25 protein-coding genes and 1 pseudogene are annotated in these 24915 nt (G+C 66.7%); 20 read left to right on the plus strand and 6 right to left on the minus strand.

Annotation, left to right across the window (positions count from 1 at the left end):
• Positions 1-802 precede the first annotated feature (802 nt).
• On the minus strand, positions 803-1147 hold the full coding sequence (locus Q8W67_RS15950) for a hypothetical protein (RefSeq protein ID WP_305547215.1): 345 nt from the start codon (positions 1145-1147) through the stop codon (positions 803-805).
• A gap of 692 nt (positions 1148-1839) precedes the next feature.
• On the opposite strand from Q8W67_RS15950, the gene Q8W67_RS15955 reads away from it, so the two are divergent.
• Both Q8W67_RS15955 and Q8W67_RS15960 read left to right on the plus strand, forming a co-directional pair.
• The gene (locus tag Q8W67_RS15955; protein WP_305547217.1) at positions 1840-2142 is read left to right on the plus strand and encodes a hypothetical protein; all 303 of its coding nucleotides are present in this window, start codon (positions 1840-1842) and stop codon (positions 2140-2142) included.
• Between the two features lie 922 nt (positions 2143-3064).
• Positions 3065-4321 (plus strand): ammonium transporter, encoded by a 1257-nt coding sequence (locus Q8W67_RS15960; protein WP_305547220.1) that lies wholly within the window; start codon positions 3065-3067, stop codon positions 4319-4321.
• On the opposite strand, the gene Q8W67_RS15965 is transcribed toward Q8W67_RS15960, so the two are convergent.
• Complete coding sequence (locus Q8W67_RS15965) at positions 4311-4625, minus strand: hypothetical protein (protein WP_305547222.1); 315 nt, start codon at positions 4623-4625, stop codon at positions 4311-4313. The two genes, Q8W67_RS15960 and Q8W67_RS15965, sit on opposite strands and share 11 nt — an antisense overlap.
• Before the next feature lie 190 nt (positions 4626-4815).
• Between Q8W67_RS15965 and Q8W67_RS15970 the strand changes: the two genes are divergently transcribed.
• The 7 genes from Q8W67_RS15970 to Q8W67_RS16000 all read left to right on the plus strand — a co-directional run bounded on the left by Q8W67_RS15970 (position 4816) and on the right by Q8W67_RS16000 (position 11391).
• Positions 4816-4938: a hypothetical protein gene (locus Q8W67_RS15970; RefSeq protein ID WP_305547224.1), complete on the plus strand. Its 123-nt coding sequence runs from the start codon at positions 4816-4818 to the stop codon at positions 4936-4938.
• A 437-nt stretch (positions 4939-5375) separates the two neighbouring features.
• Positions 5376-5858, plus strand: a complete 483-nt coding sequence (locus tag Q8W67_RS15975) for a hypothetical protein (protein ID WP_305547227.1) — start codon at positions 5376-5378, stop codon at positions 5856-5858.
• Between the two features lie 286 nt (positions 5859-6144).
• Positions 6145-6486, plus strand: a complete 342-nt coding sequence (locus tag Q8W67_RS15980) for a response regulator (protein WP_305547229.1) — start codon at positions 6145-6147, stop codon at positions 6484-6486.
• Between the two features lie 567 nt (positions 6487-7053).
• Positions 7054-7467 carry a thiol-disulfide oxidoreductase DCC family protein gene (locus tag Q8W67_RS15985; RefSeq protein ID WP_305547231.1) on the plus strand — a complete coding sequence of 138 codons (414 nt, stop codon included), beginning with the start codon at positions 7054-7056 and terminating at the stop codon, positions 7465-7467.
• 427 nt (positions 7468-7894) lie between these two features.
• Positions 7895-8533 carry a lytic transglycosylase domain-containing protein gene (locus Q8W67_RS26875; RefSeq protein ID WP_370693891.1) on the plus strand — a complete coding sequence of 213 codons (639 nt, stop codon included), beginning with the start codon at positions 7895-7897 and terminating at the stop codon, positions 8531-8533.
• Positions 8534-8919: 386 nt separating this feature from the next.
• Entirely contained in the window at positions 8920-10197 is a 1278-nt protein-coding gene (locus Q8W67_RS15995) for an O-antigen ligase (RefSeq protein WP_305547233.1), read from the plus strand.
• 441 nt (positions 10198-10638) lie between these two features.
• Positions 10639-11391 carry a glycosyltransferase family 25 protein gene (locus tag Q8W67_RS16000; RefSeq protein ID WP_305547235.1) on the plus strand — a complete coding sequence of 251 codons (753 nt, stop codon included), beginning with the start codon at positions 10639-10641 and terminating at the stop codon, positions 11389-11391.
• A gap of 310 nt (positions 11392-11701) precedes the next feature.
• On the opposite strand, the gene Q8W67_RS16005 is transcribed toward Q8W67_RS16000, so the two are convergent.
• Positions 11702-12391: a class I SAM-dependent methyltransferase gene (locus tag Q8W67_RS16005; protein ID WP_305547237.1), complete on the minus strand. Its 690-nt coding sequence runs from the start codon at positions 12389-12391 to the stop codon at positions 11702-11704.
• 410 nt (positions 12392-12801) lie between these two features.
• On the minus strand, positions 12802-13110 hold the full coding sequence (locus tag Q8W67_RS16010) for a hypothetical protein (protein WP_305547239.1): 309 nt from the start codon (positions 13108-13110) through the stop codon (positions 12802-12804).
• Between the two features lie 588 nt (positions 13111-13698).
• Between Q8W67_RS16010 and Q8W67_RS26880 the strand changes: the two are divergent.
• Both Q8W67_RS26880 and Q8W67_RS16020 read left to right on the plus strand, forming a co-directional pair.
• Positions 13699-13848: pseudogene (locus Q8W67_RS26880) on the plus strand (LamB/YcsF family protein); the annotation flags it as partial.
• A 451-nt stretch (positions 13849-14299) separates the two neighbouring features.
• On the plus strand, positions 14300-15088 hold the full coding sequence (locus Q8W67_RS16020) for an aldolase (RefSeq protein WP_305547241.1): 789 nt from the start codon (positions 14300-14302) through the stop codon (positions 15086-15088).
• Positions 15089-15095: 7 nt separating this feature from the next.
• Here Q8W67_RS16020 and Q8W67_RS16025 read toward each other — a convergent pair whose 3' ends face one another.
• Positions 15096-16391, minus strand: coding sequence for a lytic murein transglycosylase (locus tag Q8W67_RS16025; protein WP_305547397.1), 1296 nt, complete (start codon positions 16389-16391; stop codon positions 15096-15098).
• A gap of 183 nt (positions 16392-16574) precedes the next feature.
• Here Q8W67_RS16025 and Q8W67_RS16030 point away from each other — a divergent pair, with 183 nt between their 5' ends.
• From Q8W67_RS16030 to Q8W67_RS16040, 3 genes are all read left to right on the plus strand, one after another.
• Positions 16575-17069: an SRPBCC family protein gene (locus Q8W67_RS16030; RefSeq protein WP_305547243.1), complete on the plus strand. Its 495-nt coding sequence runs from the start codon at positions 16575-16577 to the stop codon at positions 17067-17069.
• Between the two features lie 144 nt (positions 17070-17213).
• Positions 17214-18626 carry a pyruvate kinase gene (pyk, locus tag Q8W67_RS16035; RefSeq protein ID WP_305547399.1) on the plus strand — a complete coding sequence of 471 codons (1413 nt, stop codon included), beginning with the start codon at positions 17214-17216 and terminating at the stop codon, positions 18624-18626.
• Positions 18627-18721: 95 nt separating this feature from the next.
• Positions 18722-18850, plus strand: coding sequence for a TFIIS helical bundle-like domain containing protein (locus Q8W67_RS16040; protein WP_305547245.1), 129 nt, complete (start codon positions 18722-18724; stop codon positions 18848-18850).
• 54 nt (positions 18851-18904) lie between these two features.
• Here Q8W67_RS16040 and Q8W67_RS16045 read toward each other — a convergent pair whose 3' ends face one another.
• A complete protein-coding gene (locus Q8W67_RS16045; RefSeq protein WP_305547248.1) occupies positions 18905-20092 on the minus strand; it encodes a patatin-like phospholipase family protein in 1188 nt (395 codons plus the stop codon).
• 438 nt (positions 20093-20530) lie between these two features.
• Between Q8W67_RS16045 and Q8W67_RS16050 the strand changes: the two genes are divergently transcribed.
• The 6 genes from Q8W67_RS16050 (at position 20531) to Q8W67_RS16075 (ending at position 24812) form a co-directional block, all read left to right on the plus strand.
• A complete protein-coding gene (locus tag Q8W67_RS16050; RefSeq protein ID WP_305547254.1) occupies positions 20531-21058 on the plus strand; it encodes a GcrA family cell cycle regulator in 528 nt (175 codons plus the stop codon).
• A gap of 783 nt (positions 21059-21841) precedes the next feature.
• Positions 21842-22816: a cysteine synthase A gene (gene cysK, locus Q8W67_RS16055; RefSeq protein WP_305547256.1), complete on the plus strand. Its 975-nt coding sequence runs from the start codon at positions 21842-21844 to the stop codon at positions 22814-22816.
• A 470-nt stretch (positions 22817-23286) separates the two neighbouring features.
• Positions 23287-23784, plus strand: a complete 498-nt coding sequence (locus tag Q8W67_RS16060) for a hypothetical protein (RefSeq protein ID WP_305547258.1) — start codon at positions 23287-23289, stop codon at positions 23782-23784.
• Positions 23785-24016: 232 nt separating this feature from the next.
• Complete coding sequence (locus tag Q8W67_RS16065) at positions 24017-24343, plus strand: hypothetical protein (protein WP_305547260.1); 327 nt, start codon at positions 24017-24019, stop codon at positions 24341-24343.
• The gene (locus Q8W67_RS16070; RefSeq protein WP_305547262.1) at positions 24343-24657 is read left to right on the plus strand and encodes a hypothetical protein; all 315 of its coding nucleotides are present in this window, start codon (positions 24343-24345) and stop codon (positions 24655-24657) included. Before Q8W67_RS16065 ends, Q8W67_RS16070 begins: the two co-directional genes overlap by 1 nt.
• The gene (locus Q8W67_RS16075) at positions 24654-24812 is read left to right on the plus strand and encodes a hypothetical protein (protein ID WP_305547264.1); all 159 of its coding nucleotides are present in this window, start codon (positions 24654-24656) and stop codon (positions 24810-24812) included. Before Q8W67_RS16070 ends, Q8W67_RS16075 begins: the two co-directional genes overlap by 4 nt.
• The last annotated feature ends 103 nt before the right edge of the window (positions 24813-24915 follow it).

Raw genomic sequence — 24915 nt, forward strand, 5'->3', positions numbered from 1 at the left:
GCCGCCCACCTCCAGCTCCATCAGCCGCTCGGCCGCAAAGCCGATCAGCTCGCGCAGGACATCCGTGTCGGCGCACTTCTCCAGCAGCCCGCGCAGGGCCATCATCTCGTCGGTCATCGGGGGGCTCTCGGTTCGGGGCTGGCTGTCGCAACCCGCCCGTACCCGGCAACCGCCGATGACCACCCCGCGAGGAAGTCCGCCCGCTACAGCGCGGGGGAGAGCGCGCGGGCGGACTTCCTCGCTACCGTCGAGCTGAACCACCTCCAGGGATACGACCCCGTGCACGTGCATGCAGATACGACCGGCGGCCGGGAGCCGCTCTGTGGCGAGGGTCGTGGGCGGTATGCATCCGGGCTGAGGACCTCCCATTCTGCCGGATCTGCTCAGGCGCTGCGGCGACTGCGGCACTCCGAGATCGGAACGGAGCAAAACTGACGCCCCTCACTGTGCACCTGAAGGCGAAGTGCGACTGGAAAAGTTGCTGCTGGAAGTCGCCGAGCTAAGTATCCGGGAGCGTCCGAGTTCGCAATCTGACTCCAGACGACAGCTACCGACGCCGCGGCCGTATTCGCTCGTTTGCTCGCTCCCGCGGACGTATGCTTCGCGCCCAGCAGAAGGACGCTATGAGCACTCAGATTGATCATAGGCCAAAGGGTCATCGCTTCGCGCGCCACTGTCAGATCAATCGGACGCTCGATGCTCTGCATGTCACACACCGCTAAGTTCGACACGTGAGCGCGATTGTTTGACCGCAGATCTTGCAGTACGGCTCGGAATCCTTTGAGCGATGGTGCCGACCGCCTCACCTGGGCGGTGGATCCGCCTTTTCCGCCATCGGCAGAGCGGCATACCAGTCGGCATAGCTCGTGTTCTTGACCATGCGGCGGTTCTGGTCCGGCGCGCCGTCCGTCCACCATACAGGCCCGCGCTCGCCGAGGCCGTGCTTCGCGGCATCGACAGCCGCTCTGGCCTGCGCGATCGCGGCATCGTCGCCGGCCCGCTTGCCCGCCCGGACGGCGCGTCGGGCGTCCATCAGTTCATGCACGAGCCGGTCGCGCTCCTTTGCCTCGAGGTCCGGCCTTTGGCGACGCCACAGTCGTCCGTGTAAGACGAGGTAGCGGCCGTCCGGTGTCTCGTGGAACGCCATTGTTCGCTCGCTGTTTGACGTTCGGGCTATCGGCGCCTCCCCTGTAGCCTTAAGACAACCTGCCCGGTCAATATGGCGGGCATGGTGACGCCCCACTGCCGGGCATGGCTCGGCCGATTTCGCGACACATCCTTTCTTTAACAGTTGGCGGCCTACCCTTCGGTAGCAACCGGCCAGATTCGGCCTGGATACCTAAGATCATCATGCGAAATACTTTGCGACGGTCGTTCACTGTCGAGGTCAAATCCAGCGAGCGCCGTCATGTGACGATCATACCGAGCCGCATCGTCCCGCCCGTCAGGCCAGAGCCTCGCGCGTTCCTGGCGATCGCTCCCGAAGGTATAGATCCCGCCGTCGCGCCGCGCCGCATCCTGCCAAGCCTAATTGTGCCGGAGGTCGAGCCCAAGCCGACGCGGAGGGCGGAAGAGCAACCAGCGCAGCGACGGCGCGGGCGGCCCCGCAAGGTGCCTCCTGCCACGGTCGACCCGGTCGCCGAGCCTGTGGCGGAAGCGGCACCCGCGGCGTTTCCGAAGGCGGCCGCCGCTCCATCTATACCCATCAAGCGTACGGCGAAGCCAGTGAGCGCCCTGATGCCCGGCGAGCGATGGAAGCGGCGGCTTGGGCGCTGGAGCCGGTAGAGCAGGCCGAGCGCCTCATCTCGACACATTCCACCATCCGGCTATTCTGCGCCCATGCGCACCGCTCTCGCCGCCCTCGTTTCCGTCGTCGCTGCCGGTGGGGCGAGCGCGCAGCAGCTGCTTCCTACCGTCCCCGAGTTGCTGACGGCCGAGGCCAAAGCCGCGCAGGCCTGCGAAGGCTCCGGAGATCCCGCCATCAGCAAGGAGCAGTGCCGACGCCATGATCGGCTGAGCGGCCGTCTGGCTCAGGCCGGCTATTGCTGGGGCCGCAAGGGTCAAACCGACGATAAAAAGGAGTGGCACGCCTGCCAGCCGGACTCGATCTACGAGGATGACATCGAGGCGGTCCAGCGCTGACGCTTACTCAACCACCGCGGGATGCCGCGTCGGCACGCCCCGGTAGTGCCGCGTGCTCGAAGGGCAGCCATCGTGCGCTCGGCGGTTTGAAAGCATCAGGTGGCACTGCGCGCTTGAGACGCCCCGGACCGTCACGCGGCCTTGGCAGATCGGGCAGCGCTTGAGGACATCGCGAGGCAGCAATCGCGGCTCGTTCAGGCTGACGGTGCGCCAAGCGCCTTCCACCTTCACGTCAAAGGTCTGGGCTGATGGCGTCGACATGCCCGACCATGCCGCTCCGGCCGATTGGTCCCCAGGGCAATCGGATCACACACCTCGGCCGCTCGCTCTCGCCCTGACTTGCTGATGAGACGGTGGAGCGCCCGATCTCACCGGCGAGAGGCGATAGGCCAGGCAGCTCTGGCAAGCGTCGGCAAGGGAGCCGCGCCGGGGTGCAAGCTGCGCGATCCCGACCCGGGAGGGGGCCGAACCGAAAAAGCCCGCCACGGCGTGAGCCGGACGGGCTGAAGGCGGGGCTCGGGAGAAGGAGGCAAGTTACTCCGCCGGGCGTTCGCCGCTGCAAAATTAGACAGATTCCGCCGAGCTGACACGAAAAGCCGCGCGTGCCAGGTGCCGGCAGGGCCGGGCCAGGGTGATCCGTGAGGCTTAGACGCGCGAGCGGGTTGGCAGTTCCGGGCCACGAGAAACGACGAAATGCGCCACAGCGCAAGTCGGGGTGGTCGACCTGGCAGCCCGGCAACCTGTCCGCATCGCCGTCTCGACGTTCTCCCTCCGCGCACGAATTCTTGTTCGCCGCGCGAGCGATCAGAACGCGCGCACGGTTGCCAAATTAGGAGGCAGTCTGTTTGAGAGCTTGGCTGTTTTGGTTGGGGTCCCCTTCATGTTGCTGGCCGTTGCACGAGGCCTTTCGGGGCTCGCGCTCTTGCTCCTATCTGCCACTCCCAGTCTCGCGGCAGCAGCCTCGCCCGACACCGGCAGCACGGCCTGGATCCTGACCGCCTCCGCGCTGGTCCTGTTCATGACGCTGCCTGGGCTTGCCCTGTTCTACGGAGGCTTGGTCCACGCGCGGAATGTCCTCTCCGTGCTGATGCAGTGCTTCGCAATCTGCTGCATCGGGTCTGTGCTCTGGGCTGTCTGCGGCTACAGCCTCGCCTTCGATGGCGATGGCGCGTTCATCGGCACGCTGCACAAGGCTTTCCTCGCCCACCTGGAACCGCTCCGCACCGCGACGCAGCTCCCCGAGCCGGTGTTCGCCCTATACCAGATGACTTTCGCGGTGATCACGCCGGCCCTGATCATCGGGGCGATCCCGGAACGCGTCGCCTTCCCTTTCCTCGTCCTGTTCTCGGCCGCGTGGCTGCTTCTCGTCTACGTGCCGGTGGCGCACTGGATCTGGGGCGGAGGCTGGCTCGCGGGGCTGGGGACCCTCGATTTTGCCGGCGGTATCGTGGTGCACACCACAGCGGGCATCTCGGCCCTGCTTCTCGCCATATTGGTGGGCCGTCGTCGCGGCTTTCCGACGACGCTGGCTCCGCCGCACAGCCCCGGAATGACTATGATGGGCGCCGGCATGCTCTGGGTCGGCTGGTTCGGCTTCAATGGGGGCAGCGCCCTCGCGGCCGATGCCAGCGCCGCGAATGCCATACTGGTCACGCACCTGTCGGCCTCGGCGGGAGCTGTGGCTTGGACGGCGGCCGAATGGGTAAAGATCCGAAAGCCCACCTCCATCGGAATCGTTACGGGCTGCGTGGCGGGCCTCGCCACGATCACGCCGGCGGCGGGCTACGTCTCGCCGGCGGCGGCTCTCCTAATCGGTGCGGCGGGCGGCGTGGTCTGCTTCTTCGTGACCTTGTTCGTGAAGCACCGCCTCGTCATCGACGATTCCCTCGATGTCTTCGCCGTGCACGGTGTCGGCGGCATTCTGGGTTCGCTCCTGCTTCCCCTCTTCGTGCTGCCCGACCTCGGAGGCATCGGCCTGACCGCAGGCCGCACGGCTCTGGGCCAGCTCGCGGTCCAGGCCCTCGCCATCGGGGCGACCGCCCTCTGGTCGGGCCTCCTAACCTTCGCCCTTACGCGGCTTATCGGGCTCGTCACGCCGCTGCGGGTCGATCAGGAGGCCGAGCACGACGGTCTGGATCTGGCCAGCCACGGCGAGCGCGCCTACGAGTTCACCGCGTAACACGCGTCCGACGGGTGATCGGCGGTCCTCCACGGGCCTCCGACTGCAGCACGTCCGGTGCTCGCTGCGCCCCATAGCGCAGATCTGGGTAGTCGACCTGGCAGCCCGGCCGCATCGCCGTCCCGGCGCTCTCAAACCGCGGGTACGGCGTGGCCAGATCGCGCCGCGGCTGGTCGAGGTCAGCGTCCGGGCCGACGCGCACGACCAAGTTTGCGTACCGGTAGCAGCAGCGGCGCGGGCACAGATCGCAGGTGAGCTGGACGATCACGAACGGATCGTCGGCGAGCGTCTTGAGGGCGGCCATGCGCTCAGCCGTTTAAATGGTGCCGCGCTGTAGCCCCTGGAGACCGGCCGCGCGTGCTCGGCGAACCGCCGCCCGGCCGCGTCGAGATCGGCCAGCGCGTCCGCGCTGGCTTGCATCAGGGCGGCCCAACCGTCGCACTGCGCCGGCTCGGTCGCAGTCCAGCGCGCTCGACTCGGCCTTCGAGCGGCGAATGTCCACAGCCGTCCGGCTCAACGATCGCGTGGCGCCGTTCTTCGAAGCCCGGGAGGGGAAGCTGTGCCGGGTGCTGACCGACCGCGGCACCAAATATTGTGGCAACCCCGAGCACCCCTGATACCAGCTCTACCGCGCGTTAGAGGACGTGGATCATTCCCGGACCAAGGCCAAGAACTCGCTGACCTACGGCACCGTCGAATTATTCCACAAGACGGCGCAGAACGAATTCTACCGGATCAACTTCCACAAGAATATCTAGGTCTCGCTTGCCGCTCCGCAGGCGGACCTGAATGCCTGGATGCGGATCAACAACGAGGAGCGACCGAACCAGGGGCGGAGGTGCTTCGGCGAGACGCCGATACAGACCCTTCTCGACGCCGTGCCGCTCGCCCGGGACAAGATGATCGCCGCCCGACGACCATCAGGCAGTCGAGACCGACCATCCCCAGACATCAGCTGTCCGACCAGGCCCCGACTACTACAGCGCATTCCCGGCGAACCAAACCGCACTAATTCCTCCCAGGGCACCTTACAGCGCCCCGGAGACTACTCATCATGAGCCGACCCATCGTCTTCCCCCTGCTGATCGTCAGTATCGCCACCATCGCCACGCCCGCTGCAGCCCTGTCGACGAAGGACTGCTCGGCAAAGTATCAAGCCGCCAAGCAGGCCGGCACGCTCAACGGGCAGAAGTGGAACGACTTCCGCAAGGCCGAGTGTGGTGCGCAGCCCGACGCCGCCGCCAAAGCCGTGCCGAACCCGGTCGCGCCGTCCGCGACGACGGCTGCACCACCCGCCACCGCGCCGACCACGACAGCCTCGAGGGCAGCGCCGGCGTCAGCTGCCTCGCCTGGCTCGGCCGCGTATCCCCGAGCAATCGACCCGAAGTACGCCAAGGAGTCGGCGGGCAAGGCCCGGATGCACACCTGTCTCGACAGCTACAACGCGGCCAAGGCCGCGGGCACGCTCGGCGACGCCAAATGGATCCAGAAGGGCGGCGGCTACTACTCGACATGCAACAAGCTGCTCAAGGGGTAGCTCACGCCCCAACCTGACCCGCGATGAGCCCAGGTCCAGCGCTGACAAGCGCCAAACCGTACCGATGCCCCTGCGGATCGGAGCACGTTGGCAAATCAAGAGATCGCCGAGCGGTGCGCGGTCGGCCATCCGTTGCGATGGGTGTGCCGGCCGTCTCACCGATATCTCCGTCATCGGGCCGGTCCTGGGCACCTGTCAGGACCGGTACGGCAACGTGATTGAGACCGGAACGCGCGAAATCTGCGCCGGCCGCGTCAATGCGACATCGGTCACGTGAAGATTCTGAATGGCGGACGCCCTCGCGACGCGGCGCGCCGTGCTGCCGGTCGAGGATAATCCCTTGCCGCTCATGGAAGCGGCTGCGGCCTCGCGCGAAACCGGCTACGAAGTTGCCGAGACGGCGAGTATCGAGGCCGTACAAACCCACTTGGCCGCCCGGCCAGAACTCGTGGCTATGGTCGCGGATGTCGACTTGGCAGGCGAGCCTTTGACCGGCTTCACCCTGGCGAAGGCCATCGCGGCACGCTGGCCTCAGGTCGCAATCCTGATCGTGTCAGGAATCGAGTGGCCACGCGAGGAGCAGATGCCGATGGGCGCGCGCTTCTTGCGCAAGCCGTTCACTCCGTAGTCGCTGACCGACGGTCTCGGTGCCGTGATCGAGGAACGCAACGTCGGCTCGGGGCCGCAGGACTTAGTCCGCCAGGACGGCGATGAGTGAGAACGAACCGGCGAGCACGAACGTGCCCGCAATGAGCGATGTGATCAGGAGCATGTCAAGACCTTATGCGCCGGACGGCGCCGCAGCTCCAACAACGTGTAAAGTCACGCTCGGTTGCGCATGGCCGAGCGCGGATCGTCCGTCAGTCCGGTCGTCGCTGCCGCCCTCTTGAGCGTCGCGGCAGGCGTGCAGCAGCCATCCCAACAGGTCGGCGTCATCCTCGCCTCCGCGCCCCTGACGGATTGCCAGTCGCTTCTTCGGGGATCCGCCCGCTCCTCGACGAACCACCTCCAGCACGCTACTCATCGTCATGGCCAAAGAAATGCCCTCTGTCGGCGATCTGCGTCGCAAGTCCGAGAGCACGGACGCTGAGATCGACACAGCGACAACTGCCCACCTGTGGGACGAGAGCACCTCGGCCACGTTCCACCGCACGACGGTGAGGCCGGCCGTCATCATGGGCTTCCCGGCGCAGGCATGAGCCACCCCGCGCCAGAAAAGGATCTCAGCGTCTACTACGACGGCGGTTGTCCACTATGCCGTGCAGAGATCGACCACTATCGCCGGTGCGCAGGAGCCGACCAGCTTACTTTCGTCGATATCGGGCGTGCTGTGCCCGCGCCGGAACTCGGACCCGATCTCGATCGTGACGCCGCCTTGCGGCGCTTCCATGTGCGCGCCGCAGACGGGCAGTTGGTCTCCGGCGCGGCCGCGTTCAGCCGCCTTTGGCGGACCTTGCCCGGCTGGCGCTGGCTCGGCCGCTTGGTCGATCTGCGCGTGCTGGGCTTCCAGCCCGTGCTGCCAATCGCCGAGCGGGCCTACCGCCTATCTCTGCCCCTGCGGCCCCGGCTGGCCCGGCTGGCCCGGCTGGCCTCACGTCGCCGACGCTGAAGGATGACAAGGGCTGGCGGCCCGCTGCGTCCACTGCGTCGGTTTCCGGGTCGATGTCTCCGACGGATGGGGGCGAGCATTCATTCGTCTGAGAGGGGCATCCATCGTATCACCGCAAATCACAGGGTCCTGGGTCCTCTGAACATCGGCATCTGACTATGAGGCCGCCGTGTTAGACTTGCTCCTAAATCTGCCTGTTTTCAGGATTAGGATCTCTTGGCAGCAGACGGTGTAACGCTCGCGCTCAAAGGCAGGCATGCAAGAGTTATTGCCGATCAACGAGTGTGAGTTCAGGGCCCGCACTCATCGGGGCGCCTACGGCCGGCGTGCGCACAAGGTTGTTCGAAAGGGCACGAAGCTCGCTGCCCTTATGGTTGCTCCGCTCCTCGGGGCCGGTCTAATCGTTCTTCCTCCCCGACCTGAACCCATGGTGGCCTTGGTGGCTGCCGCAGGTTCTGGAGCCGTGCTGGTGCCGCGCACGCCCAGCATGATCGCAATCACTTCCGCCAACGGGCTCGCCGCCGACTTCGTTAGCACGCACCTAAAGTCACCGATCGAAGTGGCGTCGGTCTCTCAGTTTCTGGACTCGCTTCAGGACACATGGCTGAATGCCTTCTACGGCGACAAGCAGCGCTTGCGGGAGTTCATCGAGCACACGGCCGTCGCCAACGGTCTACCGATCGATTTCTTCCTGCGGCTCCTTCAACAGGAGAGCGGGCTTGACCATCGTGCCGTCAGCCCTGCGGGGGCCCAGGGTGTCGCGCAGTTCATGCCGGCGACCGCGGCCGAGCGAGCCTTGATCGACCCGTTTGACCCCTTCGAGGCCATACCGAAAGCGGCGGAGTTCCTCCGAGAGCAGCGTGCGACCTTCGGTAGCCTGGGCTTGGCCGCCGCCGCCTACAATGCGGGATCGCAGCGTGTGCGGAATTGGCTAGCCGGACGCTCGGCGCTGCCCCAGGAGACAAGGGCCTACGTCACGAAGATCACCGGTCGGACCGCCGACGACTGGCGACAAGGCGGCGACATGCTCGCCGTCGCCGAGCCGGTGATTAGAAACGGTTGGTGACCATAAGGTTGGAGCCGCTCCCTGGCGGTGACGGCGAATCACGGGCAGACAGGACAAGATCAGCGCTGCGGGAGGCCGGAGCGCACCGATCGGTTGAGCATCCTACCTCGTTTGGCGGAATACGGCCTGGCAGCAGCGCCGCCTAAAGCTCTGCCTCGCCGGGAGCGTTCGCGGTGTCATCGCGTGACCAGTCGGAATGGGGCGGAATCCGGCTCGGTTCACGACGAGCGCGCCGACGAGGATCGGACTTATGCCGGCACGGTGTCCGCCGCCCGGTCTCGGCACGGCCGATGCCAGATTGAGGCAGAGGCCCGCGGTTCTCGGAAACTCTAGGACTCGGGTCGATGGCGTATCTTCGGGACTCGGCAAGCTTCGGGACAAACGACATGGGGGCGCCGGTCGGCCCGCATCTCGGGGTCTACCGGCCCAGACCCGCCTGGCACAGCAGCCCTACGGCGATCGGGCGACGGAGTGTCTGCGCGCTGCCGAGGCTGGGGCTCGACGCATTTCCCTGGATCCTCCTGATTCTGCTGGCGCCCGTGGCCGGCGAGCAGGTGAAGCTTCCGGGACTCGACAAGCTCGTCTGGCTCGGCAGCGATCTGGCCGCCCTCGCCTTCCTGGTCCTGCGTCGCGATCTCGCTAGCACGTTGTTCGGCAGCCGGCCGATCATCCTGGCTTGGCCCGCACTCGCGATCGCCTCGGCGACTTGGTCTCTCACGCCCGACATTTCTGCGTATCATGGCCTCCAGCTGCTCGCCACGATCGTGGCCGGCATCGCCCTGCGTGCCTCGATGGGGATCTCCGGCCTCGTAAGGATCGTCTTTCTTGGCCTCCTGGGCGGACAAATTCTGTCGGTCTTACTGGGCGTCGCCGCACCCAGCCTGACGCGCGGCCTCAGCGGCGAATGGTCGGGAATCTACTCGCACAAGAACGTACTGGGGAGCCTGATGAGCCTCCAGCTCCTCTGCGCCGCCTGCCTATTCCTGGAAGGCTGGCACCGCCTCCTGACAGCGGTGGCGTTTCTCGGGGCCCTCGGGCTCCTCGCGTCGTCGCATTCCGCCACCGCCCTCGTGGCCGGCGCCGTAGGGCTTGCGCCGCTGACAGCCATCACGGTGTGGCGACAGGGCAGCCGGATCACGGGCTTCTGCCTGGGCATCGCCATCGCGCTCGCGGGCGTCGGCATCATGGTTGCAGCGACTTACGGTGCAGACCTCTCCACCAGCCTGCTCTCCGATCTGGGCAAGGACACGACACTCACCGGCCGCACGATCCTGTGGCAGTTCGGCATCGACCAGTTCTGGCGGGAGCCTGTCCTGGGAATTGGCTATAAGGCCTACTGGGAGAGCCCGCTCACGACCGCCGCGTACCTCCATTTCACCACCCAGCAGAAGGTGTGGTTCTTCCATAACAATTTCATCGACATTGCAGTCGCGTTCGGCGTGGTGGGTTTGGTGATCTTCACGGGTGTCGTGCTCGACACCGCCCGCCGGGTGATCAAGCATTTCGCGCGATCGCCCGGCTACGTGGAGGCATGGCCGATCCTGTTCCTGTCGCAGATTGGCGTCCTCATTTGTTTCGAGTGCCCGCTCTTCGTGAATCACGGTCTCCACCAGATCCTGCTCGCGGCGATCCTGCCCGTGCTGCGGATGCGAGAGCGGACTTGAGCAGAATTGCATGGCGCGATTCTGCTGCGGTTCTTGCTCCGGCATCCTTGTCACTGCCGGACCGAAGTCGGTTCCGGCGAACCACGCCCGGAGTGGCGCACGGCCCGTCCCGGTAGGCGCGACCCCGATCCGACCCGACATCTGCAGACGTTCCGGGTCCGGTGGGACCGACGCGTAAAGGCCCTGGGACGATCGCCGCAGACACGCCGGCAGCGAAAAGATCCGGAAGCCGGGCGTGCCAGCACTCCCCGTCGCGGGCACGACGCCGGATCCGTATTCGCCACGGCAGCGATCCCGATGAGCGGAGTGTCGATGCCGCATCGGCAGCGTGTGAACCTGAAACTCCGGAAATTGAGGTATCATCAATACTGAATTCGCATCTCGCTATGGATTGCAAAACCGGCAAAAATTGCGTACTTCCGCCGTCCAGAGGCCGGTACGATGTACTGCTTTGCAATATCCATTCCCAGATTTCGCGAGCGGCACGCGTATATCGCCGAGCACCTCGCCCGGTTTTGGGGACCGGATTTCGAGATCATCGGCATCGATGGGGATGCGGCAGGCCAAGAGATATCGGCTCGGACCGGGCTGACCCCGGGGCAGGTCGGTTGCGCCCTGTCGCATCTGGCGGTCTACGAGACGCTGGTCGCACGCAAGATACCCTGGGCCCTCGTGGTCGAAGACGATGTGGTGCTCCCGCACGACATCCATGACATCCTCGTCCGGATCGAGGCGACCTTGCGCCGGGGCGACGTCGTCCTGCTCTACAATCGGCCCCAGCACCTCGCGGCGTTCAGCACCGTCGATGCCGTCTCCATCGGTGACTACAGGCTGTGCCTGCCCATGAGCATGAGTGGGCTCGGGACGACGGCGGCCTACGTGATCACCAGGCAGGCGGCCGAAGGCATACTGGCGGCGAACCGCCCGATCGTCGTGGCAGCGGACAATTGGACGTACTTCTACGAGCGTCGGGCAGTCTCCCGGGCGCGGGTGATGTCGCCGAACGCGGTGGCGGTTCAGCCCTTCGAGTCGACCATCTTCGCCTCCGGCTCGAAGGTCGGCGCATTCCTGCGGAGCAATCGCATCCTCCGCCCCCTGCTCACCGCTAGGCGGAAGTTCCTGACCACGCGCATGGCTGCCAACATGGTCTTCGTCGACGAGGTATCTCCTTACGCGAACATCTCGCCGCAGTAGGCGTGACGGCCGCGGAGGTCCCTGTCTCGCCCCCTGCCGAAGGAGGCACGGCGCGGTGTCTCACCTAACACGCGTTTCGGCGACGGCGTGCACGCTCAAGGGGAGTAAATCTCGAAACGGCGCGAGGCCCTATGGTGCCATGCAAGCCCGCGCACGGGCCGTCGGTGGGGCGCGGGCCGTTGAGGCCGAAGCCCCAGGCAATCGTGTTCGGCTTGTCCTGTGTCGATGACCGTTTGGAAGGGCCAGTAGCGCGCCGGCCTCCGGGGGGACCGGATCTAGCCCGGCGACACCCCCGATCACGGAATACGGTTCAGTTGAGCTTCTTCGTAAGACGCACGCAGAGGATGCCCGGTTTGTTCGAGCCCGGAAACGGATGTCGGTCCGTCAGGCTCCCGTAGACATTGTGATCTTCCCGGATACCGAACACCTCGCTCGTCACCACGGAAAACCCTCGGAACTTGTCGATCACGTCCATCCCGATGAGGTGGGGCTCGGTGACTGTCGGCGGATGATTGATCTCTACGATGAGCAGGATCGTCCCGCCCGGCGCGCAGACGCGTGCGAGTTCACCGACGGTCGTGTCGACGTTCTCCACATGGTCGAGGGCGTTGAACATCGTCACAATATCGAAATGCCCGTTCGGAAACGGGATGTTCTCGCTCGGGGCCGCGACGTACGACATCGTGTGCAGCCCGCGGTTGAGCTTCACGTAGGAATCGGCGAGCGGATCGAGACCGACGCGTTCCAGGGCGTCAGTCGCCCATTCCAGGCTGCCGACCGGGCCGCAGCCCACGTCGAGAACACGTTTGTCCGCGTAAAACGTTCGATCCAGGCCGAAGAAGGTGGTGTAGAATGGGATCAGATGCGCATTGTAGAACTTCCCCTTCGACTTCCACAGCGTCTTGCGCCAAAAGGCAAGCTCGACCAGCTCCTTGATGGACGATCTCAAAGTGGGATGCTGCGACAGAAACCGGCCTGCACTCTGCTTGATGAGGAGCATGTCTGTCCTTTCCATTATATCTTTTGTTCACGAGTAAATTTTTTCCGTTTCATTCTATACTATTATTTAATATTATAATATAATTCAAATACCCAACATCGCGGATAATAACTCATACGCGCAAACAATGACCGTATGACCAAGAAGCAGATGAATTTCGAAATCAGCTCGATCGAGAAAAATCTGATGATCGAAGCAACCAGAATCGATCCTGCTCCCGTTTCCGATACCACTCAGTTTTCGGAAACGAGGCACGTCATTCATTTTGGTTAGCGCAGGCATACGCGCGAGGCGAACCTCGCCTCGCCTGGGCGGCCGGGTCGCTATCATCCGTCTTTCGGCGTAGTCCGGCCGGCAGCATCGCCCCCGAAAGCTCTCCGGCATCCGGAGCATGGCACAAGGCGGCGTGCTCAGGCGACGCGCTGCTTCGACCCGATCGAGGCATGGATGCCCGCCCCGGCTCTGCGTACGAAGGAGCGGCTGGACTGGGCGACCGCCGACGAGCGACAGCGGGGCCTGGGTTTCTCGGCTGAAGACAGTGACGGCTTCTGCCCCGGAGGGGTATCGATTTCCGAGATGTCGCGGCCGATTTCGCCTTCCTCGTAGGGCGAGCGCATCATGATCGTTCCATCCGGGCCGTACCGCGTGAGAACGCCTGCGTTGCCGGCGCTGGCCATCGCGAAGAGCGGTCGGAAAGAATCCCGATCGGAGAAATTCACGAGCGGCGCGTCGAGAGGCTTCGACCTGAGGACAATCTTGTCTTACGCATCGATGACAAACGGGGAACTGAAATTTTCCCCCGTGGTCCCCCGATCGAAGCGGATCATGCGGCGTAACCTGGGCGCGGCCTGCGCAACTTGCGCCAGCGTCATACCGTCGACGACAGCGCGCAGAGATAGATCGTAGCGTTCGATTTACGGGGCGATGTCGTGCACGAGGCTCTGCGACGCGATCCGTGAGCGCTGCACATCCCCAGAAGCGTGATCGCTGCGCCCCCGGGGGGCGATTTCCGCCGCCTTCCTTTCCCACTTGAACAGAACAGGGCGACACACTTCGTACCAGCAGACTGGTAATGCGGCCGATGGACCGTCATCCTCTCGGCCGGAGCGCATGACGCCTCCCTCTAGAATTCTGCTGGAGGCCGACGCGGAACGAGTGGAAATCCGCCGTCAATGCCTCCCTCGGACACGCGCGGCCGGCGCGGCAGGAAGAAAATGAACCCCACGGCGAGCGTGGACCTAAACTTCGATCTGGGCGTGGGCTGCGGCGCTTACGCCCGCGGCCTCCAGGCCGGCGGTCCCGAGATCATGGTCAGCACCTTCGCGCGTGCGCCAGGAGATCTGGCGGATCGCGGCTACACCGAGGCGGGGCTGCTGATTCCGCGCAGCCAGTCCGGCGCGCTGATCACCGATGCCGCCGCCGTTAGGGTGCTTCGCATGGTGGAAGGCGGTGCGATCATCACGGCCTCTGGCCAATCGTTGCCGACGGCGATCCGTTCGATCTGTGTACACGGAGATTTTTGCCCACGCGGTTTCCACCGCCCAGGCGGTGCGCGCCCAGATCGAGGATGCTGGCGTGACGCTCGCGCCTTACCGACCGTGAGCGCCGCCGAGAGCACGCCAATCGGCGCATCCGGGCTGCTCGACACGCGCAGGGCGGGACACGGCTTTCGTTCCGGCCCGTCAACGTGGTCGAGGCGGTCGCGGCACGGCGGGCGGAGCGGGAGATGCTGCACGAACCAGTGCCGCGTGAACCAGTCGTGCGCACGACCTTCGCGTCCGATTTACTGGTCGGGCTCAGCCTCGTCGGCGGCGTCACCGACGGCCGCGCCTGACGCGAGGCATGCGCGTACAGTACCCTCGGCCGAGTCCGTCGGCTGATGATACGCAAGAGAGAGAGTCTTCACGCATGGCGCACGCCGTCACCGCCCTTGGCACGCCGCCCGCGCGCCGCAACGAGCCCCTGAACGCGGACGGCGTCCGTCGCGCCCGCGTCGACCTCGCCGCCTGCCTTCGCTGGGCCGCGCGCAACGGTCTCGAAGAGGGAATCTGCAACCATTTCTCCGCGGTCCTGCCCGAGCGGCCCGACCTGTTCCTGGTCAACCCCTACGGCCTCGCTTTCGCGGAGGTGACGGCGTCAAGCCTGCTGGTGTGCGACTTCCACGGCAACGTCGTCGAGGGCGACGGCCAGCCCGAGGCAACGGCCTTCCACATCCATGCCGAGTTGCACCGGCTGAGGCCTCGCGCCCGGGCCGCCTTCCACACACACATGCCCTACGCCACCGCGCTGGCCATGCTGGAAGGGCAGCCATTGCTCTGGGCCGGTCAGACCGCCCTGCGCTTCTACGGCCGGATCGCCGTGGACGAGGATTACAATGGGCTGGCACTCGATTCCCGCGAGGGCGAGCGGATCGCCCGGAGCGCCGGGGATGCCGACGTGGTGTTCCTCAAGAATCATGGCGTGATGGTGCTCGGCGAAACCATCGCGGAGGCCTGGGACGACCTGTACTATTTGGAGCGCGCCGCCCAGGCGCAGGTGCTTGCCATGAGCACGGGGCGCACCCTGAAGGTCGTGCCCGAGGGAATCGTGAGACACGTGGCGGCGCAGGAGGCGGCCGGTCGCGCAGAGAGCGCACGGCTGCATCTGGAGAGCGTCAAGCGTGTCCTGGCCCGGGACGAGCCCGCCTTCCTGGCCTGATCCGGTCTCAGGGCGCCGAGCGGCCCCCAGGGGTCGCCCGGATCCGGTCCAGCAACGCGGCGTCGGCGTAGCCGTCCGGCGGCAGTCCCACCGAGCCCTGGTAGGCACGCAAAGCCGCCCGGGTCTTCGGGCCGATCTTCCCGTCGACGCCGCCGGTGGCGTAGCCCCGCTCGGCCAGGCGGGTCTGGAGGTCGCGGCGCTCGTCCGGGGTGAGCGGGCGGTCGCTCCGCGGCCAGTCGCGCGAGAGGCCCGGGTCGCCGCGCAGCCGGTCAGAGAGCTGCGCCACCGTCAGGGCATAGGCCAACGCCGTGTTGTAGCGCAGGATCACCGCGAAGTTCGGCCTGAGCAGGAAGGCGGGGCCGCGGATCCCCGCGGGCAGGATCAGGGTCGCCGACGCGGTCTCATCCGGGATCGGCCGGTCCCGGATGGGCTTCACGCCGAGGTCCCGCCACTCGGCGAGGCTGCGGGAGGTGGTCTCGTCGGCGAGCGCGGCATCCAAACCCTCGGGCAGCGCCACCTCGTAGCCCCAGCCCTCGCCCGGCCGCCAGCCGTGGGCACGCAGGTAGTTCGCCGTGGAGGCGAGCCCGTCCGAGGTCGAGGTCCAGATGTCCCGCCGGCCGTCGCCGTCGAAGTCCACCGCGTAGCGCTGGTAGACGGTGGGCATGAACTGGGTCTGGCCCATCGCGCCCGCCCAGGAACCCGTGAGGCCGCCAGGCATCCGATCCAGCGGCACCTCATTGCCGGCGAGGATCTGGAGGGAAGCAGTCAGCTCGTCGCGCCAGTAGCCGGCGCGGGCGGGGTCACCGCAACTGAGCGTGGCGAGCGAGCGCACCACCGGCTTCACAACCGCGGGATTGTCCAGCACGGCGCCGTAGGTCGATTCGACGCCCCAGAATGCGACCAGCGTGTAGCGGTCGACACCGTATTGCGCCTCGATTGCCGCGAGGGGACCGGCCAGCTCGGCGAGCTTGCGCTGTCCGGTCTCGATCCGGGATGGGGTGACGCTGGCCTCGACGTAGTCCCAGATCGGCCGGACGAATTCGCTCTGGTTGCGAGTCGCGGCCAGCACGTCCGGGTCCGACGACACGCCGGCGAGATGGGCGTCGGCGACAGCCTGCGGAACCTCGTGCGCCGTCACCCAGGCGACTAGGTCGCCCCGGCAGCTCTCGAAGGACTGCATTGGTGCGGAGACCGGAGAAGCCTCGGGCGACGCGCCGGCCAGAGCTGGGACGAGGGCGATGGCTGCCGCCGCGAAACCGATAACGCGGGCGCGCGCCACAGTATTCCGAATGTCCGACTTCATGCGGGCCGACACGTCGTATTCGTTCATCGGGCATCTCCGGCGCGGGCCTTCCGGGTCTTACCGAGGGCGCCAGACGGTTTCCAGGCGTTCCCGGAGCCATACGCCGAGCGAGATGGGCGGGCACGCGACGGATCGCGTGGGCCGCCCTACATCCGATCGACGATCCTCGTGGAGCCCGATCCCGTGAAGCGAGCCCTCCACGCAGCGGCCGCAGTGGCAGCTTTCCTGGCAGCCGGACCGGCCTACGCCTTGGAAGTCTCCCGCAGCCGCGACATCCCGGCACCGCCGGCCGCGATCTGGGCGCTGATCGGCGATTTCTGCGCCATCGGGCTCTGGCACCCGCAGGTCGAGCGCTGCATCCTGTCGAGCGACGAAGACGACGACCTGCGGGCGCAGATCCGGGGCGTCGTCGTGAAGGGCGGCCTGGGCACGATCGTCGAGGTCGAGACCGCCCGCGACGAGGCGGGGATGAGCTACAGCTACAGCTTCGTCCAGGGCCCCTTGCCGGTGCGCGCCTACAACGCGACCTTGTCGGTCCGACACAACGGAGCCGGCTCCACGGTGATGTGGAGCGCGACCTTCGACGCGGAGGGCATCAGCGACGCCGACGCCCTCAAGGACATCGCGGGCGTTTACGACGACGGGCTGGCCGGCATCGCCCGAGAGGTGGCCAAGTAGAAGGCGGCTCCCCGGGACAACCGCAATCGCCCGCCGAAATCGACGGGCCGCGCAGAAAAAACTCGCCGTGTCCGCAGTCGTTGCCAATGTGACCCGCGGATTGCCCAGCTGATTCCTGGAGATCGCCCTATGGTCGAGAACCGCATGCGCCGTCACCGCCAAGCCAAGATCGTCGCCACCGTCGGCCCCGCAAGTTCGGCGCCCGACCGGCTGAAGGCCTTGTTCTTGGCCGGGGTCGACACCTTCCGGCTGAACTTCAGCCATGGCGTCCAGGAGGACCATGCCAAGGTCCACGCCGCGATCCGCGCCCTCGAGAAGGAGGTCGGCCGCCCGATCGGCATCCTCCAGGATCTCCAGGGCCCGAAGATCCGGATCGGGACCCTGCAGGGCGGCCGTCTCGACCTCGAGCCCGGCGAGACCGTCCGCTTCGTCCTGGACGGATCCGAGGGCGACAAGCAGGCAATCCCGCTCCACCACCCCGAGATCTTCGCCGCCGTGGTGCCGGGCCAGGAACTTCTGATCGATGATGGACGCGTGCGGGTACGGGTGATCGCGCCGGAGCGAACCTCGATCACCGCCGAGGTGGTGACCGGCGGCCAGATCTCGAACCGCAAGGGCGTCAACCTGCCGGGCACGCTGCTGGAGTTGTCGCCGCTCACCGAGAAAGACCGGATGGACCTCGCCTTCGGGCTGGAACTCGGCGTCGACTGGGTCGCTCTGTCCTTCGTCCAGAAGCCCTCCGACCTCATCGAGGCCCGAGGGCTGATCGGGGATCGCGCCGGGATCATGTCGAAGATCGAGAAGCCGCAGGCCCTGGAGCGGATCGACGACATCATCCGCCTCTCGGACGCCGTCATGGTCGCCCGCGGCGACCTCGGCGTCGAGATCCCGCACGAGGACGTCCCGGGGCGGCAGAAGGAGCTGATCCGCGCCTGCCGGCTCGCCGTGAAGCCCGTGATCGTGGCGACCCAGATGCTCGACTCGATGGTCGCGGCGCCCGCACCCACCCGGGCGGAGGCCTCGGACGTCGCCACCGCCATCTACGACGGGGCGGACGCCGTGATGCTGTCTGCCGAATCGGCAACCGGGCGCTATCCGGTCGAGGCCGTGGCGATGATGGACCGGATCATCCGCAGCGTTGAGGGGCACAAGCTCTACCATTCGATCGTGGCGGCCTCCGAGCCCGGAGAGGAGGAGACGCCGCCCCACGCGGTCGCCACCGCCACCGCGGACCTCGCCGAGGCCGTGCACGCCAGCGCGATCGTGGCCTACACGGCGAGCGGGACCACCGCCGCGCGGGTGGCGCGCAAGCGACCCGCCGCGTCGATCCTGGCCCTGACGCCGAACCTCGCAACCTCGCGGCGCCTGTGTCTGCTTTGGGGCGCGCACAGCGTGCACACGGAGGACGTCGATTCCTATGAGGAGATGACCGCCAAGGCCTGCCACCACGCGCAGGAGGAGGGCTTCGCCAAGCCGAACGACATCATCGTCATCACAGCTGGCATCCCGTTCCACACCGCGGGCAACACCAACAATATCCGGCTGATGCAGGTGTGACGGATCGAGGGCCGCGCCACAATTGGAACGCCGCACACACCTCGCCCGTTGAATTCGAAGCTGCGCCGTTCCGGCGCGAACGCGAGGACCGACTCATGAGCCTGATCGGACGCATCGTCACCAAGCTGCTCGGCAACGAGAACCGCCCCATCGACCGCGACGACCGGAACGCGAGCAGCGCGACCCCGCTCGGCCGGCTCGTCACCAAGATCCTGGGCAAATAGCCAGCCCGATCGCCGCGCACCCTCCCGGGCGCGCGGCGCCGGAACCGACGAGCGTCATTTCGCCACCGCGCTGGCGGTCTGCTTGAGCGTCGGCGCGGCCGGGACGGTGTGCTGCCAGAACGTACCCGTCCGGCCCTTCTCCAAGCCCGCCTCATAGAGGGCGCGCATATACGCCGTGTCGAAGCCCTTGGCGGCCGAAGCTTTTGGGCCGTCCTCGTCGATGTAGGTGAGGTTGAAGCCCATGCCGATGTTGTGCGCCAGGGCGTAGGTCGCGGTCAGTGTCGCCCGTGAGCGCGCGCGGCTGGCCGTCGTGAAGGAGCGCTCGACGATGGACAGCGTGTTGTCCTTCGTCACCTCGAAATCAGGCTCCAGGCGACCGTTGATCACGACGTAGATATTGGCTTTCCCGCCGGCGCGGAACTTCCCGTTCCGCAGCAGCAGCGTCTGCGGTAGGGTGAAGACCGGCGTGACCACAGAGCCGTCGACATGCATCTCCTGGAAGCGTGCGTCGCCGGCCGAGACGTCGATCAGCTGTGGAGGGAAGACGGCCGGAATGCTGGCCGAGGCGGCCAAAACGTCGCGGAACAGTTCCACGGCGTTCGGCGCGCCGCTCGCCGCGATGGCCCCCATGTTCCAGATCACGGCGCGCTGGGAATCGAGGTTGGTCGTCACCACGAGCAGGCGCCGGCCCTTGGCGTGCTCCTCCGCGATGGCCGTAAGCAGCTCCGGGGTAACGTAGCGGCCGATCAGGTTGCGCAGGCGCCCATCCCCAAACAGGCCCGAGCCAAACAGGACGTTCGCGAGGTTCGGTGAGGCTACCAGCTCGCCGGCGACGCCGCTGGTGTAGAACTCCGTCAGGTAGGCATCGTAGGACGGGCCCAGGAAGGCGAACGGGGCGATCAGCGCGCCCGTCGACACCCCGGAGACCAGGGTGAATTCCGGGCGCGTGCCTGAAGCCGTCCAGCCATTGAGCACGCCAGCCCCGTAGGCGCCGTCCCCGCCACCGCCGGAGAGCGCCAGATAGTTGAATCCGGCGGAGCGGCGCTGCGGATTGCCCGCGAGTTCCGCGATGGTTTCGACCGAGGCGTCGGCATACACGCGCGCCCCCGGGATGGCGGGCACGCTCGCGAAGGCCGCCTGCTCGGCCGTGTAGGATGTACGCGGTACGGAGCCGCAGGCCGCGACCTGACCCGCGAACCCGAGCGCAACCAGCGCGCGCAGGCCCGCCTGACGGTAACCCATCGTCTTCACCTTCGATGACCGCAAAGCTCGCCTCTTTTGCCATATGGAACGAGCTTGGCCTTAACGGCGTTCCGGCCAAGCTTGGCATTCGGCGCGTTTACGTCGCTCTGTGACGCAGGCGACACGCTCCACGGGAGCGCGGCGCGACGCGGGTGTCGACTGGATCGCCGCGGGCTTGCCCTTCGCCGAAGCCTTTGCCGGTGGACAGGCTCCGGCGGAGCCCCTTTCGGGCGGAGGCCCGCCCTTGCAACCGTCGCGAACGCCGCGCTAGGGTCCCGCCGTGGCCTGACGGGACAGGGTGTCGCACGCGTTGCGGCAACCGGCGAGAAGGGGCGCGGTCTGCACGGCGGCGCGGTCCGCCGGGACGGGTCCGATCGGATCGGATTGCATACCGTGACACCGGCGGAGAGCCCGGGCCGCAGGGGGCGGAGGGAGACGATGGAAGCGGGCCTGAGCTGGACGGACGATCGCGTGGCGCTCCTGCGCCGGCTGTGGGAAGACGGGCAGAGTGCGAGCAAGATTGCGGCGCAACTCGGTGGCGTGACCCGCAACGCGGTGATCGGCAAGGTGCACCGCCTCGGCCTCGCCGGGCGCGCCCGGGGCGTCGAAGAGGCTCCGGCCGTAACGCCTGCCGCGACGGCCGTCGAGATCGAAACCGCCCTCGCGGTCGTCGAGACGCAGGCGCCTGAGCCGGTGGCGATCCTCTCGCATCGTCCCGCGCCTACGTTCCCGGTACCGGCGCCGACCCCAGAGCCTGTTGCCCTGTCGGTATCAGAGCGCGTCACGATCATGGACCTGCGCGAAGCCATGTGTCGCTGGCCGCTGGGCGACCCGACGACGCCGGAATTTCGGTTTTGCGGCGCCCGCTCGATCACCGGGCTGCCCTATTGCACGCACCACGCCGAGATCGCGTACCAGCCCGCCGCGGAGCGCAAGCGCGACCGTCGCGTCGCGTCCTTCCGCTGAGTCGCGAGGCGTCAGCGGGGCGGAACCCCTGTTTCGCGCACGTAGCCGGGCCGTTCCGGTATTCGGCTCCGCTGCCAGCACGAAACCGACTAGGGACTTCGGTACGCTGTCGGCGCCCTGCGTGAGGCGCGGCTAACGCTTTGCCTTGCAGCGCCTTTTTCCGAAAGTTAGCACACACCGCAGAGGCGATGCTGTTCGCCGCCCTGGCCAGCCAGAACGGCGCCGTGAGCCGCTCCTGCACTGCGCCGGGCCGCGGAAAGCGTAGAATTTTCGCCTCGAAAGGCCCGGAGAGGTGTGCACCACCTGTGCCTGAGCCCTGGCCGGGTCGTAGCATTCTCGGTCTGGCAGGATCGGTCAGATGTCCCGCTCGGGATCGCGCCCCGAGGTGGCCAGGGCGCTGGAGCCCGTCACGTCGGGATCGACGCGGCCCGTGCGCCGGAGGCCGCCATTCTCGCACGAACCGCCACGCGCCCGCTTCTCAATGCTCGGGGGTGTGACAGGCTGTGCGGAGCGACGCCGCACGGTCGCTTCGGGGAAACCGTCGCGGCGCCGTCGGGAGAACGATATTCCACGAGGCCCACCCGTATCAGCGGCATCTTTCCACGATCGGCCGTCATCGTTCGTCGGATACGGAAAGAACTTTCGTACAGGGCACTTAGCCCGATTGCTCCGGCCGCGCCGACGCGATATCGCAGCCTCCCGTTCGCGGGCTGGCCGCCCCCCCTTGGCGCGGCTCCCCCGGACCCGACATCTGTCCGACCCCAAACGAGCAGGAGCTCCGCGATGGCCGATTCCCTCAACGTGCCGGCAAAGGTCGGCCACGGCCGTGTCTACGGCTCGATCACCGAGACCATCGGCAACACCCCGCTGGTGCGCCTCAACCGCCTGCCGAAGGAACACGGCGTCGACGCCGAGATCCTGTTGAAGCTGGAGTTCTTCAACCCTATCGCCAGCGTCAAGGACCGGATCGGCGTCAACATGATCGACGCGCTGGAGGCCGCCGGCAAGTTGCAGCCCGGCGGCACGCTGGTCGAGCCGACCTCCGGCAATACCGGGATCGCTTTGGCCTTCGTGGCCGCGGCCCGGGGCTATCGCCTGATCCTGGTGATGCCGGAGACGATGTCCCTGGAGCGGCGCAAGATGCTCGCTTTCCTGGGGGCGGAGCTGGCGCTCACGCCCGGCGCGCAGGGCATGAAGGGCGCCATCGCCAAGGCCGAGGAGCTTCTCCGGGAGATCCCCGGCTCGGTGATGCCGCAGCAATTCTCCAACCCCGCCAACCCCGAGATCCATCGCAAGACCACCGCCGAGGAGATCTGGAGCGATACCGGCGGCAAGCTCGACGCCTTCGTGGCGGGCGTGGGCACCGGCGGCACCGTGACCGGCGTCGGCGAGGTGCTGAAGCCGCGCCTGCCGGACCTCAAGGTCTTCGCGGTTGAGCCGGTCGATTCGCCGGTGATCTCCGGCGGCCAGCCCGGCCCGCACAAGATCCAGGGCATCGGCGCCGGCTTCATCCCCGATAACCTGCACACCGCCATCCTCGACGGCGTGCTGAAAGTCTCCAACGAGACCGCCTTCGAGACCGCGCGAGCGCTCGCCCGGCTCGAAGGCATCCCCGGCGGCATCTCGACCGGCGGCAACGTCGCGGCCGCGCTGGAGCTGGCCAAGCGGCCGGAGTTCCAGGGCAAGCGCATCGTCACGATCGCCTGCTCCTTCGCCGAGCGCTACATCTCGTCGGCCCTTTTCGACGGGATCGGTTGAACAGCTTCTCCGGGGCGCCCCGCGCTTCGGCGCGCGGGCGCAACGACGCAGGGCACGCGAGCCGCGCCGGTGCGCCTGGAACCAGCGCAGCATCGGTGGCGGCAGTGGATCGCGTTCGGTGCCCCGCGGGGATCGAGCGCTGTGACAGCGTCGGACTGCGCGGCGTCTGCCGCATGACGCCGGCTCACGCCTTGCTGAACATCCGCGATGATGCCGCCTGCGAATGATCGGCTTTCTGGGCGCCGACTTTAACCGTCGATCGTAAATTTTCATTGAAAATATCAAATGCCTGCAATTATTTATCGCATTCTTACAAAAATTATCTTACAAACATTATTCATTCGGTTCTGGTGCCGCAAAATGCGGAGCCGTATTCGAACACGAACTTGGAAAGACCGGCACATCGACCATCTTTATCTTGGTTCACCGTTACGCTATCGCCAATCCGACGACCGGATGGACCTTTGCGCATGCGCTGTGCTCTCGCTCTCCTTTGCTGCCTCACGGCACAGGCTGCGCAGGCGGGAGGCTTCGCGATCCACGACCTGAGCGCCGTTTTGGAACAGGCCAAGGCCGCCCTCGACGCTCGATCCACGGTGCAGGCGGACCCGAACAGGCTGATCCTGACCTGTTCCAGTTGCAGGGGCGCGCGCGTCATCGGCTTGCAGCTCGGACGCATGACCGACGGGACCGAGCAGCGTGTTCGATCCGGACAGACAACCTTCGCTGCACTTGAGGCGCTCTGCGTCGCGCAAAACCCCGATTGCCGGCTCTCCGGCTTGCCGGCCGGTCCGGCGATCGGCTGGATCACCGTCTATGCCCTGGGGCGAGGTGCAGGCTCGACCGCTGTCATCCTGCGCGACGGCGACCTGCTGACGATTCGGGCCAATGCGGACAGTCGTGGCGCAGCCGAGGATTCCGTTCGGAGACTGGCGCAGACCGTCGTCCCGCAAATCGTCGGCCCCTGACGTCACGCGCGGGATCCATGCGTTAGGTCGCCGCAACGGGCAAGGCGAGCAGGGGCGGCCAAGCCGGGTCGTCGGCGCGATGAACATCTGGCTCCGCTTCGCGCGAGAACCACGCGACGATCATTCTGCCCCCGACCCTCTCTGGCGAAGCCGTCGGCGGCTCGGCGACCTGACGCAACTCACATCTCCCGCTCCCGTTGTTCCGCCACGACGTGATGAAGAGGCAGGAGCCATGGCAGAGCAGACAGGACGGCCGTCGCTGAAGGACTTCGACGCTTACGCCGACCGCAACGGCCAGGACCTCGGCCAGGATTCGCCCCTCGACGTGGGGCTCCCCGCCAAAACGCAGGCCGACCTGAAGCAGGATCCGGCTGGCGACGCGCAGGCGGCCCGGATCGCCTCCGGCACCCCGGGTTCCGACGCCACCGACGCCACGGAGGCGGAGACCCCGCCTGAGAACATCAGGAGGCTCGAGGGCGAGAGCGGAATCGCCGCGACCATGGACGAGGCGATAGACCGTGCCACCGCGGCGGTCGGTCAGGACGACGGGAAGCGTTGATGGCCGGGCCGACAAACGAACCCGGGACGGTGCCCCGCAAGCCCGACGACGCGGTCGGCACGCGCGGCGGCCCCGCCGCGGGCGGCGGCCGCCAGACGCCCGAGCAGGCGGCGATCACCGACATCGGTGACGTTGAGCTGGGCAGGACTGAGCCCAAGGCGGGATGGAGCGGCTCCGGTGAAGCCGGTCGGTCGCCGCCCGCATTGGGCGGCTCGTCGGGTGGCCATTCCGACCTGAAGGCATCGCGGGGTCCGACAGCCGGAGAGAAGGTCGCGAGCGGTCACGCCCGTGCCGAGCGGGAGAACCAGACATGAACGAGCGCGAGGATGCGGAGCCGAAGCCGCAGAAGCCCGCCAACGTCGCTCCGGACGCGGTCAAGGACCCGAACGAGAAAACCGAAGGCAAGCCTGGGCTCGGACATCAGGGCGGCAAGACCCAGCATGACGAGACTGATCCCGGCGGCAGCTAGACGGATCGGCCATGCGGAATACAGGGGCGCGGAGGGGTCTCCACCGCGCCCTTCTTGGTACTGACGATTCGAGAAGGTCCCGTCTTAGGACAGCTTGAAGCGG

Origin of the sequence: Methylobacterium sp. NEAU K (assembly GCF_030700285.1) — a bacterium.
Lineage (GTDB): Bacteria > Pseudomonadota > Alphaproteobacteria > Rhizobiales > Beijerinckiaceae > Methylobacterium.